The organism is Candidatus Accumulibacter meliphilus, from assembly GCF_036625345.1.
GTDB lineage: Bacteria > Pseudomonadota > Gammaproteobacteria > Burkholderiales > Rhodocyclaceae > Accumulibacter > Accumulibacter meliphilus.
In genome coordinates, this window is sequence record NZ_JAZKTZ010000002.1 from 64,276 (window position 1) to 75,901 (window position 11,626).

Genomic DNA, 11,626 nt, shown 5'->3' on the forward strand with positions numbered 1-11,626 from the left:
TCAAACCTCGACGACCGGCACCCGCCGGGCCAGAGCACAGAACAGCTCGTAGCTGATGGTCCCGGCGGCACTGGCGACCTCGTCGGCTGGCAAGCCCTCGCCCCAAAGGACGACCGGACTATTCACCCCGGCGTCGGGCAACGCGGTGAGGTCGCAGGCGAGCATGTCCATCGACACCCGCCCCAGGGTCTGCGTGCGCCGGCCGGCGACGATGATCGGCGTGCCGCCCGGGGCGTGCCGCGGGTAGCCGTCGGCGTAGCCGCAGGCGACGATACCGACTCGCGTCGGCCCTGGCGCGACAAAGCTGCCACCGTAACCGACGCGTTCGCCAATGCCGATTTCCTGTACCGCCAGGATGCGGCTGTGCAGCGTCATGACCGGTTTCAAGCCAAAGCTCGCAGCATCCTGGTCGGCGAACGGACTGCCACCGTAGAGCATGATCCCCGGCCGTGCCCAGTCGTGCGCGGTCTGCGGGTAGCGCAGGATGGCCGCCGAGTTGGCCAGCGAGACCGGAAAATTCGCAGCTGCCGGCCAGTCCGCGGTCATCGCCAGGAAACGCTCCAGCTGCCAGGCGATGCAGCGCTCGTCAGCGACGCCGTCCGCTTCAGCGAAAGTGGGTCATCAGAGTCAGCGGGCCGAGTGCCGGCGAAGCTTCGAGTTCGCGCCGCACGGCCGGCAACTGCGCGGCCGTGATCCCCAGGCGATTCATACCGCTGTTGAGCTTCAGATAGATCGGCAGGCGCATGCTCGGCGTCGCCAGTGCCGCCTGCCGCAGCAACTGTACCTGCTCGAGGCGGTGCACGACGACACTCAAGTCGTAGGCCGCGCAAACACTCAGATCGGCGGCCTCGAAAAAGCCTTCGAGCAGGAGAATCGGCTGCCGAATGCCGGCCTGGCGCAGGGCGATGGCCTCGTCGAGATCAAGCAGCGCGAAACCGTCAGCGACGTCGCCGAGTGCAGCAGCAGCGCGCAGCAGGCCATGCCCATAGGCGTTGGCCTTGACCACCGCCCAGGCTTTCGCCTCGCGGTGCTGACGAGACGCGTATTGCCTGGCGACAAGATAATTGTGACGCAGCGCCGGGAGGTCGATGCGCGCCTCGATCGGGCGCGGCATCAGGCAGGCAGCTCTTTGAGCTTGTTTCTGGCAAACTCGACGAAGCTCAGAACCACCTGCGAGCGGAAGCGCTCCTTCGGATAGACCAAGGACAGGCTGCGGGTCAGGGGCGGCCGCAAGGGAATGGCGACCAGCGTACCCAACTGCCGCTCCTTTTCGAAACTTGCCCGCGAGACGATCGAGAAGCCCAGCCCGGTCGCCACCACCCCCTTCAGAGCTTCCGGACTCGACAGTTCCATGACCGTCTTGAGCTCTTCGGGCTCGACGCCGCAGGCGCGCAAGTACACGTCGGTCACTTCGCGCGTGCTCGAACCCGGCTCACGAGCAACGAAGTCGTGCGCCAGCAGGCTGCGCGCCTCGACTTCGCGGCAGCTGGCCAGCGGGTGGCTGGGCGTGCACACGATTTGCAGTTCGTCGTCGCCACAGCTTTCGCATTGCAGGCTCGGCAGGCTCACCGGTGACTCAATCAGGCCGATATCGAGCGTATGCGCAGCGATGGCGTTGCTGATCACGTCCGAATTGCCGACCGTCAGCCGGACGCGCACCTGTGGATAACGCACATTGAATTCGCCGAGGATCGGCGGCAGCAAGAACTCGGCAATCGTCGTACTGGCTCCGACAAGCAAGCTGCCGCTCATTTGCCCGGTCATTTCGGCGACACGAATATCCAGTTCTGCAGACAGTCCGAGGATGCGCTCGGCGTAGTCGAGCACCAGATCGCCCGCCGCAGTCAGCGAGATGCGCCCGCCACCGCGATCGAAAAGGCGGGTGTTGAAGCGCTCTTCGAGCTGCTTGATCTGAAAGGTCACGGCGGGCTGGGTCATGTGCAAGGCCTCGCCCGCCTTGGTAAAAGACAGCTGCTTGGCCACAGCGTGAAAAACCTGCAGGCGACGATCCGCCATGAGTCCTCTCCCCCCTCACGGGTTATTTCTTGTATTCAAACACAAAACCGAGGCGCCGGCCAGCGCGAGCGGACTCTCCCTGGTACGACACGCGCGCGCTGCCGACGGCCGCGCTAACAAGTCACTGTCTTTCATGGTATAAGCCCAGCATATCAAGAACAGCCCCCCCATAGCGATCAATGCCCTTCGGCTTCTACATCATCATGGCCGCGCAGTTTTTTTCCGCGCTGGCCGACAATGTCCTGCTCATTGTAGCCATCTCCCTGCTGCGCGACATGCAGGCGCCGAGTGAATACGAGCCGCTGCTGAAGACTTTTTTTACGGTCTCTTACGTGGTCCTCGCCGCCTTCGTCGGCGCTTTTGCCGACTCGATGCCGAAGTGGCGGGTGATGTTCATCAGCAATGCCATCAAGATCGTCGGCTGCGCGATGATGTACTGGCAGGTGCACCCCCTGTTGGCCTATGCCGTGGTCGGTCTCGGTGCGGCCGCCTACTCGCCGGCCAAGTACGGCATCCTGACCGAATACCTGCCGCACCGTCTGCTCGTCGTCGCCAACGGCTGGATCGAAGGACTGACCGTCAGCGCCATCATTCTCGGCGTCGTCATCGGCGGCCTGCTGATCCGGCCGGACATCGCCGAGTCCCTACTGAGCCTGGATCTTCCGCTGCTGAACACCGGCGTCGATACGGTTGGCGAGATGGCGATCTGTTTCGTTGCCGTTTTCTACGTCCTCGCCTCGCTGTTCAACCTCTACATCCCCGATACCGGCGTCGACCACCGCGTGCTGCACAAGAACCCCTTGTACCTGCTGCGCGAATTCAACCATTGCCTGCTACTGCTCTGGCGAGACCGCCTCGGCCAGGTCTCACTGGCCGTCACCACCCTCTTCTGGGGTGCCGGCGCCACCCTCCAGTTCATCGTCATCAAATGGTCGGAAAGCGCCCTGCAGCTCGATCTTTCGAAGTCGAGCATGCTGCAGGGGGTGGTCGCGGTCGGTGTCGCGCTCGGCGCCGTCGGCGCCGCACGAATGATCACCTTGCGCAAGGCGGTGCGGGTAATTCCGCTGGGCATCGCCATGGGCATCATCGTCATGGTGATGAACTTCGTGCACCACACCTGGCTGGCGATACCGCTACTGATCCTGATCGGCGCCCTCTCCGGCTTCTTCGTGGTGCCGATGAACGCCCTGCTGCAGCACCGTGGCCACATCCTGATGGGAGCCGGCCACTCGATCGCGGTACAGAACTTCAACGAGAACCTGTCGATCCTGGCGATGACCGGCGTCTACTACGTAATGATTCGCTCGGAGATGTCGATCTACCTGGTGATCACGCTATTTGGCCTCTTCCTCAGCACTTCGATGTTTCTCGTCAAACTCCGTCACCAGGCCAACCAACGGCAGCATGATGACGTGATTCACCTCGACGACAGCGCGCACTGAAATTCGTTGACGCACTGGGCCGCAGCAGCACAGCCAGCGTTCGCTTGCGACTCTACTATGATGACCGCAATAGCACACATGAAGTGTTGGATATTCTTCCGGACATCCTTATAATGCGCACACTTCATGCATAGATTGGGCAATTCATGTCAAAGATCACCATCGACCGCTACGATCTTGCACTTCTCGACGCACTGCAGAGAAAAGGCAACGCCACCAATGCAACCCTCGGCGAGCAGATCAAGCTGTCCGCGTCGCAGATCAGCCGTCGCATCCAGCGGCTCGAAGAAGACGGCATCATCGCCGGCTACGTCGCTTTGCTCTCGCCCGCCGCACTCGGCCTTGGCGTGACTGCCTTTGCGCAGGTGATCCTCGAGAGCCATGGCGACAGCGCCAGCGAAACCTTTGAAAGCGCGGTGGCGGCGATGCCGGAAGTCATCGATTGCTACTCGATCAGTGGCGACGCCGACTACATGCTGCGTATCCTCGTTCCAGATCTGGCTTCGTTTTCCGAACTGATGGTGAAAAGCCTGCTCTGCCTGCCCGGTGTCGCGCGCATCAAGACCAGCATCGCCCTGCAAAATGTCAAACAGACGCACGTCCTGCCGCTCGGTCACCTGACGCAGCCCAGCAAGCCCCGCCAGCGCGTCCGCTACGCCGACGCCGAGAACTAAGGCGATCTGCCGAAACAGGACCTACTGTCTTTTTCTTTTTACTTTTCCGGCAATCGCCTAAGACGATTGCCGGAAAGGGAATCGCCTAAAGCAGCAGCGGCGCATTCGGCAGCTCGTTGGGCTTGTCGTCCGGCACCGGGAAGTGCTCACGCAAGGCTTCGGTAATCGTTGTCAGCGCCAGCAGCACACCGTTCTCAAAATCCCCGGCGCGGAAGGCGTCTTCCATCTGCCGGCAGACCGCATCCCAGAACGGCCGACCGACGCGGCGATCGATGCCCCGGTCAGCGACGACTTCGACCCGCCGGTCGATCAGTTGCAAATAGATCAGTACGCCGCTGTTGTGCTCCGTATCCCACACGCGCAGCTCGGAAAACAGATCGATCGCCCGCAGCCGCGGAGTTTGCCCGCGCCAGAGGTCGGGCAGCGAGAGATTGCCTTCGACCACCAGCCGCAACTCGCCCAGATGCACGGACTCGGAAGTCGCGATCACACTTTCGAGCCGCTGCAACAGTGGTCGCGAAAACACGCGCCGGACCCACCAGTCGGGCAGGATCGTGTGGCGCAGCAGTCTTGTCAATTCCATCACCAGCCTCCCGAAGCGCCGCCGCCACCAAAACCGCCACCACCGCCTGAAAAGCCACCGCCACCACCCCTTTTACTCCCGCCCCCTCGCCCACCACCCCACGACACGCCGCCCGGAATTCCCCCCCGAGCGCCGGCGATACCGACCAGCAGCGAAACGAAGAAAGCGACGATGGCGATGATCGCCGCGAACAGGAGCGACGAGAGCAAGAAGGAGGCGATCACGCCAGCAGCGGCAGCGACCATGCCGGCCGCCAGAAAACGCCCGAAAATGGCGCGCAGCATACCGCCGACGACAAACACCAGGATAAAGCCGGCAAAGAGCAGGGTCTCGAAACGGTCGCCGCTGTCGGCGTGCTGCCTGGACGCGCGTGCGACGGGAGCCGGCAAGGGCTCGCCGGCGACCACCTTGAGCATCGCCTCGACGCCGGCATCAACGCCGCCGTAAAAATCCCCCTGCTTGAAGCGCGGCGTGATGAGCTCGCTGATGATGCGTTTCGCGGTCGCGTCATTGAGCGCGCCCTCGAGGCCGTAGCCGACTTCGATACGCAGGCGTCGGTCCTCCTTGGCGATCAGCAGCAAGGCGCCGTCGTCGACTCCCTGGCGACCCAGTTTCCAGGCCTCGACGACGCGCAGCGCGTACTGCTCGATAGCCTCGGGTTTGACCGAGGCGACGATCAGGACCGCGATCTGCGCTCCTTTCTGGCGATCGAGCGCTGCCAGCTTGCCGTCGAGCGCGGCCCTTTGCTCGCCGGTCAGCGTGCCGGTCAGGTCGGTGACCGGCGCCGCCAGCACCGGTATCTCCTGCTCTGCGCCGGCGGCAAAAGCGACGCCGAACAGCAAGAGCAGGCGCAACAGCCAGCCGAGCAGGCGGTGGGCAGGCAGGCGGGACATTGCTCAATCCGCTTTAGTTCACGGCTGCCGGCGAAGGCTTGCCGGCGCCCAGCAGGCGCCGAAAAGTCGACTTTCGGTGCCGTCGAGATCGCTTTCTCGTTGTCGACCGTGAAGTTCGGCTTGACCGCGTAGCCAAAAATCATCGCCGTCAGATTGTTCGGAAAAGTGCGCACCGAGACGTTGTAGCCCTCGACCGCCTTGATGTAGCGATTGCGCGCCACCGTAATCCGATTCTCGGTTCCTTCGAGCTGCGCCTGCAGGTCACGGAAAGCGGCATCCGCCTTCAGTTGCGGATAATTCTCGGCGACCACCAGCAGCCGTGACAGGGCGCTGGACAAGCCGGCCTGCGCCTGCTGGAATTTGGCAAAGGCGGCCGGATCATTGACCAGTTCCGGCGTTGCCTGAATACCGCCCACCTGCGCCCGCGCCTGTGTCACCTGCGTGAAGACTTCCTTCTCGTGGCTGGCGTAGCCCTGTACGGTGCTGACCAGGTTGGGAACCAGGTCGGCTCGCCGCTGATACTGGTTGATGACTTCAGACCAGGCCGACTTCACCGCCTCGTCTCCGGTCTGAAAGCTGTTGTAGCCGCAGCCCGGAGCAGGCTGGCAAGCAGGGCGAGGACAGCCAGAAAACGAATGCGCATGACGGTTTCCTTTTACGGGAATAGACAGACTGAAGACCAAGACGGGGAATTCGGGGGTGTGCTCCCCCCTGCCCGTCGAACGATTCCGGCCATGACCGTTAGCCGACAGAGAAGCAGAGGTCGTCGCCGCGCGCATCAACATCCGCGCCCGGCACAGATCCTCCCAGGCCTTGGCCTTGTCCTGCAAGGTGCGCAAGAGATACGCCGGATGATAGCTGACCACGACCGGAATCGCCACTTCGGCGCTGTCCGCATCACGATACTCGAAAGTCTTGCCGCGCAGGCTGGCCAGCGAGCCGATATCGCCGAGCACGGCATTCGCCGCCGCCCGACCCAGGAGAACGATCAGACGTGGCCGGATCAGCGCGATCTGGCGCCGCAAATAGGGCGCACAGGTGGCGATCTCGGCGCTCTCCGGCGTACGATTGCCGGGCGGGCGACACTTCACGGCGTTGGCTATGTACACGTTCTCGCCGCGCTGCAAGTCGATCGCCGCGAGCATGGCATCGAGAAGTTTGCCAGCGGGTCCGACAAAGGGCTCACCGCGAGCGTCTTCCTCGACCCCCGGGCCTTCACCGATGAACAACCACTCGGCACGCCTGTCGCCAACGCCAAGCACCGCCTGCCGACGCTCCTGGCAAAGGCCGCAGGCTCGACACTCGGCAACGCTGTGCTGCAATCCGTCCCAGTCCAGACGCGCAATCTGCTGCTCCCGGTCGACGGCCGGTAGCGCCGCGTTACTGGCGACCGGCGCTGGCGCGAGCAGCTCGACCGCCTCGCCCACTTCGCCCAGCGGCGTCACCTCGATCGCCGCTGTCGCGACGCTTGCCGCGGCCGGAATCGCGGCTGGCGGTGGCGCGAGCGCTGCCTTGCTCGCTCGCCCAGCCACCGCTTGCTCGCGCAGCCGCCACTGCGACGACAGGCCCATCTCGTGCAACAACTGCCCGCGCGTCAAACCCGTGCCGTGAGGATTTCCGTCGCTCATGCCGAGACCTCTTCAAGGATGTGCTGCAGGACCAGCGCGTCTTCGCGTCCGGCTTCGGCCGCGTAGTAGCCGCGCCGTACCCCGATCTGCTGAAAACCAAAATGCTGATAGAGAGCCAGGGCCCTGGCATTTGACGGCCGCACTTCGAGCAACAGCACTGTCGCTCCGGCACGACGCGCCGAACGCATGGCGTGGCGCAGCAGATACGCGCCAAAACCGGCTCCTTGCCGCTTCTCGCTGACACTCAGGTTCAGCAGGTGCGCTTCATCCACCGCCAACATCAACACGAAATAGCCGATCAGTTCAGCGGCGACTCGGCAGCCCCAGACACTGTAGCCGGCGGCGATGGAATCGACGAAGTTGCCACGCGTCCAGGGAAACGGATAAATGCGCCGCTCGACGGCCAGCATTTCGTCGATATCGCCATGACTCAGCGGCAGCACCTCCACCTGTGCCGCGAGCACCGCGTTCACGCTTTGCCGCCATTGGCCAGACGCTCGGCCACCGTCTGCGCCACTTTGTTGCGCACATACAGCGGCGCCGCGTCTGCCGCGTCGACCGTCTCCCCGCGCACCAGACGTACCGCGGCGATGCGTGCCACGGCCCCCGCGTCGGGCATCAATTCCGGCTGCCACTCCTGCACGCACGCGGCCAGGCGCTCACGCAAGAGCGGATACGCTTTTAGTCCATTGCCACACGCCAGCCAGCCGGTGGACTCCGGAAGCGGCAGAACCGACGGATGAGCGACAGCCACCGCCGCCAAGGCGACGCCATCCGCATAGCAAGCGTAATAGACCTCGCCCATGCGCGCGTCGAGCACGACGATGACGCGTCGGCCCGCGCTGCTCAAGGCCATGGCCTCGAGGGTGCCGACCGGAACGACCGGCAGCTGGTGTGCAACGGCCAGCCCCTGCGCGACACCACAGGCGACCCGCAGACCGGTGAACGAGCCGGGGCCAGCCGCGAAGGCGATCGCGTTCAAGTCGGCAAAGCGCAGCCCCGCTGCGTGCAGCGTCGCCCGGATCAGCGGCAGCAGCGTTTCAGAGTGCGCAACGCCGATCGGGCAGGCACGGCGCAGCAACTCGCCCGCATGCCACAGGGCGATGCTGCCAAGCTCGGTCGAGGTCTCGATGGCAAGCAGATTCATGGCGCGCATTTTACTCGTACTGCTCGCCGACGTCGCCTGGGTCGCACGGCGTGGCGCGATGCCGATCCCCGTTTGTTTCGCGTGGCGTGTGACCCCGCTTCAGGATGGATTTGTTCTCTCACGTAGCGCCTAGGGAATCGCACCCGCTTGCCTTAAGAGCCCCTCAGGAAGGCGTCGAAATCGGCCACCGGTAGCGGCCGGCTGAAGAGGTAGCCCTGATAGGCGTGGCAGCCCTGCGCCGCCAGCGCGTCGCGCTGCTCGACGCTTTCCACACCTTCGGCGATCACCGCCAGGCCAAGCGTGCTGGCCAGCGCGATAATCGTGCGCGCGATCACTTCGTCGTTGGGATCGGTGAGCAAATCCCGCACGAAGGACTGGTCGATCTTCAACTGATCGAGCGGCAGGCGCTTCAGATACGACAGCGACGAATAGCCGGTGCCGAAATCGTCGAGCGAAAAACCGACCCCGTGGCTTTTCAGGGTGCTCATCCTGGCGATCATTTCCTGGACGTTGTCGAGCAACATGCTTTCGGTCAGTTCGAGCTTCAGCTGCTGGGGATTCGCGCCACTGCTGGCGAGAACAGCCAGTACCTGGTCGACGAAGTTCGGCTGCCGGAACTGCCGCGCACTGACGTTGACCGAAACCGTAAACTGCTCCCGTCCTGGCTGCGCCGCCCAGACCGCCAACTGCGCGCAGGCGGTTTCCAGCACCCACAGGCCGAGCGGCAGAATCAGACCGGTATCCTCGGCGAGGGGAATGAACTCGGCCGGTGAGACGAAGCCACACTGCTGATGCGGCCAGCGAACCAGCGCTTCAGCGCCGATGACGGCGCCGGCGGCATCCACCTGCGGCTGGTAGAAAAGGAGCAACTGCCGCTTTTGCAGCGCTTCGCGCAAGTCTTTCTCCAGGCTGGCGCGCTTGGTCACCACCGCCTGCATTTGCGGATCAAAGAAGCGCAAGGTATTGCGGCCCTTGTTCTTGGCTTCGTACATCGCCAGATCCGCCCGCTTCATCAGTTCGTCGATGCCGTGGTGCCCACTCCCAAACAGGGTGATGCCAACGCTCGCCGTGTTGTGATACTCATGGCCGTCCAGATCGTAGGGGCAGTAGAGCGCGGCGAGGATTTTCTCGCCGATGCTGCTACTCTGAGCAATGGCTTCCCGCGCACGTTGGCCAAGATCCTCGAGCATTACGACGAATTCGTCGCCCCCCAGGCGGGCAACGGTATCGCGTTCGCGAACGCAGGCTTTCAGCCGCTTGCCGACCTGCTGCAGCAAATGGTCGCCCATGTCGTGCCCGAGGGTGTCGTTGAGCATCTTGAAGTTGTCGAGGTCGATGAACAGCAGAGCACCTTGCCGGTCCCTGCGCGCGCTTGCCGCCAACGCCTGGCGCAGACGGTCGTGCAGCAGGCGGCGGTTGGGCAGTCCGGTCAGTGCGTCGTAGAAGGCGAGATGCCGAATCTCTTCCTGGGCCGCCTTGCGGGTGGTGATGTCGGTCAGCGTGGACACGTAGTTGGTCACTTGCTCGTCGCTGTCCCTGACTGCCGAAATGGTCAGCCATTCGGGGTAGATCTCGCCATTCTTGCGGCGGTTCCAGATCTCGCCCTGCCAGGTTCCCGAGCGCTCCAGCGTGTCGCGCATCGCCGCATAGAAAGTGGCCTTATGGCGGCCCGAACTGAGCAGTTTGGGCGTCCGGCCGAGACAGTCGTCGGCGCTGTAGCCGGTGATCTCGGTGAACGCCTGATTGACGCGCAGAATGACACCGTTGGCATCGGTGATAAACATCCCCTGCTGAGACTCGAAGGCCGTTGCGGCAATCCGCTCCTGTTGTTCGGCCTGCTTCCTGTCGGTCACGTCGTGCGATACGACGACCACGCGGCTCACCTGACCGCTCTTGTCGTTGATCACTTTCCCGGCTGACGCCATGTGCCGAACCGTCCCGTCGTGGTGCATCAGGCGGTATTGCAGTTCCTGGCCAACGCCGGTCTTTACCGTCTGCCTGAACGCTTCGATCACCCGCTGACGATCATCCGGATGGACGTCGGCGAAGGACTCGCTGCCCAGCAACTCTCTGCCAGCGCCAAAGAACTGCCGATACGAAGGACTGTTGTAGAGCCGTCGCCCTTCGAGATCGAGGACCGCAATGTGCTCGCCGATACTCTCCGAAATCAGGCGGAAGAACTCGCGTTGCTCGCGCAGGCTGGCTTCCAGCGCCTTGCGCTCGGTAATGTCCTGGGTGGTGCCGACGCTGCGCAGCGGCTTGCCGGTGTCGTCGAACTCGACCTCGGCGCGCTGTGCGATCCAGCGCTCCGCTGCACCGACCACGATGCGCAGCTCGACGGCGAAGGGCTTCCCTGCCAAGGCTGATTCGCTGGCTTGCTGCAGCGCCTGGCGATCATCGGCATGCACCCGCGCCATGAAGGCTTCAAAGCTGCCGATCGTGCCTTCGGGAACGGCAAAGATGCGGCAGGTCTCGGCGGACATTCTGATCCGACCGCTGCCCAGGTCGATGACCCAGCTGCCCACCCGGGCGACCGCCTGCGCGCGCTGGAGCTCGGCTTCGCTGGCCTGGACCTCGGCGGTGCGCTGCGCCAGATCGCTGCCCAATCGGCGCACGTCATCAATGCGTTGCCGGTACGAGCGCGTCAGGAAAATGATCAACAGCATCGCAACGACGACGCAGGTGATCTGCACCAGGCCGTAGAGGATGCTCGGCGTTGGCGGTTGGGGCGGCAGCAGTGCCGAGAGATCGGCCACCACAAAGCCAAGAATCGCGGTCGCCGTCAGGGCCCCGAGGACGACTGCCGTGCGCGTGCCCAGCAGCCAACCGCCCATCAGAATCAGCACCGGGTAGGCTATTATCAGCAACGCCCGGACCCCTCCGAAGAACGGCGACAGGAGGGTCACGGCCAACCACAGGCCCCAGACCAATGCCGCCAGCGCAGCGCGCACCCGACCGCTGTTGAGCAGGCACAAGGCGCTCGTTGCCAGCAGCACCATGGCTGCCGGCGCGACAGCCCGCCGGGGCTGATCCGGGATGATCAGCAGCATGGTCAGCAGAATGCATGTCGCCGCAAGAACAATGGCCCAGGCGGTGTACTTGAGGAAGCTTAGCGAAGGCAGCCAGCTGCGTGGCTGCTCATCGCCTTGTTCGAACAAGTGCGAGAACGGCCCTTCCCCACCGTTTGCCGACGCCGCTCGGCGAATGTCCGGGGGGTCAGCCTGCCGCTGCGTGTTTAGCAAG

General features: G+C 63.8%; 8 protein-coding genes and 3 pseudogenes. 2 read left to right on the forward strand and 9 right to left on the reverse strand.

All coding sequences use genetic code 11. The features are described 5' to 3' along the window. Window positions 1-1,114 (reverse strand): annotated as a pseudogene (alr, locus tag V5B40_RS03775) (alanine racemase). Further along, window positions 1,114-2,016: a LysR family transcriptional regulator gene (locus V5B40_RS03780; protein ID WP_332353304.1), complete on the reverse strand. Its 903-nt coding sequence runs from the start codon at window positions 2,014-2,016 to the stop codon at window positions 1,114-1,116. Before V5B40_RS03780 ends, alr begins: the two are co-directional and overlap by 1 nt. A gap of 179 nt (window positions 2,017-2,195) precedes the next feature. Between V5B40_RS03780 and lplT the strand changes: the two genes are divergently transcribed. Continuing rightward, the gene (gene lplT / locus V5B40_RS03785) at window positions 2,196-3,458 is read left to right on the forward strand and encodes a lysophospholipid transporter LplT (protein WP_332353305.1); all 1,263 of its coding nucleotides are present in this window, start codon (window positions 2,196-2,198) and stop codon (window positions 3,456-3,458) included. A gap of 146 nt (window positions 3,459-3,604) precedes the next feature. After that, on the forward strand, window positions 3,605-4,132 hold the full coding sequence (locus V5B40_RS03790; RefSeq protein ID WP_332353306.1) for an Lrp/AsnC family transcriptional regulator: 528 nt from the start codon (window positions 3,605-3,607) through the stop codon (window positions 4,130-4,132). A gap of 85 nt (window positions 4,133-4,217) precedes the next feature. On the opposite strand, the gene V5B40_RS03795 is transcribed toward V5B40_RS03790, so the two are convergent. From V5B40_RS03795 to V5B40_RS03825, 7 genes and pseudogenes are all read right to left on the reverse strand, one after another. Then, window positions 4,218-4,715: a TPM domain-containing protein gene (locus tag V5B40_RS03795; RefSeq protein WP_332353307.1), complete on the reverse strand. Its 498-nt coding sequence runs from the start codon at window positions 4,713-4,715 to the stop codon at window positions 4,218-4,220. Continuing rightward, a complete protein-coding gene (locus V5B40_RS03800; protein WP_332353308.1) occupies window positions 4,715-5,608 on the reverse strand; it encodes a TPM domain-containing protein in 894 nt (297 codons plus the stop codon). The genes V5B40_RS03795 and V5B40_RS03800 overlap by 1 nt, the downstream gene beginning before the upstream one ends. 56 nt (window positions 5,609-5,664) lie before the next feature. Continuing rightward, window positions 5,665-6,251: pseudogene (locus tag V5B40_RS03805) on the reverse strand (LemA family protein); the annotation flags it as partial. A 154-nt stretch (window positions 6,252-6,405) separates the two neighbouring features. Continuing rightward, window positions 6,406-7,236, reverse strand: a pseudogene (locus V5B40_RS03810) (uracil-DNA glycosylase); the annotation flags it as partial. Further along, on the reverse strand, window positions 7,233-7,709 hold the full coding sequence (rimI, locus tag V5B40_RS03815; RefSeq protein WP_332353309.1) for a ribosomal protein S18-alanine N-acetyltransferase: 477 nt from the start codon (window positions 7,707-7,709) through the stop codon (window positions 7,233-7,235). The pseudogene V5B40_RS03810 and the gene rimI, both read right to left, overlap by 4 nt. After that, a complete protein-coding gene (gene tsaB / locus V5B40_RS03820; RefSeq protein ID WP_332353310.1) occupies window positions 7,706-8,392 on the reverse strand; it encodes a tRNA (adenosine(37)-N6)-threonylcarbamoyltransferase complex dimerization subunit type 1 TsaB in 687 nt (228 codons plus the stop codon). Before tsaB ends, rimI begins: the two co-directional genes overlap by 4 nt. Before the next feature lie 143 nt (window positions 8,393-8,535). After that, the gene (locus V5B40_RS03825) at window positions 8,536-11,625 is read right to left on the reverse strand and encodes an EAL domain-containing protein (protein ID WP_332353311.1); all 3,090 of its coding nucleotides are present in this window, start codon (window positions 11,623-11,625) and stop codon (window positions 8,536-8,538) included. Between the last annotated feature and the right edge of the window lies 1 nt (window position 11,626).

What these genes read in the sequence shown, in the direction of transcription:
- V5B40_RS03780 (WP_332353304.1), bottom strand. Translation starts at nt 2,016, where the DNA reads ATGGCGGATCGTCGCCTGCAGGTTTTTCACGCTGTGGCCAAGCAGCTG.
- V5B40_RS03790 (WP_332353306.1), top strand. Translation starts at nt 3,605, where the DNA reads ATGTCAAAGATCACCATCGACCGCTACGATCTTGCACTTCTCGACGCA.
- tsaB (WP_332353310.1), bottom strand. Translation starts at nt 8,392, where the DNA reads ATGCGCGCCATGAATCTGCTTGCCATCGAGACCTCGACCGAGCTTGGC.
- V5B40_RS03800 (WP_332353308.1), bottom strand. Translation starts at nt 5,608, where the DNA reads ATGTCCCGCCTGCCTGCCCACCGCCTGCTCGGCTGGCTGTTGCGCCTG.
- V5B40_RS03795 (WP_332353307.1), bottom strand. Translation starts at nt 4,715, where the DNA reads ATGGAATTGACAAGACTGCTGCGCCACACGATCCTGCCCGACTGGTGG.
- lplT (WP_332353305.1), top strand. Translation starts at nt 2,196, where the DNA reads ATGCCCTTCGGCTTCTACATCATCATGGCCGCGCAGTTTTTTTCCGCG.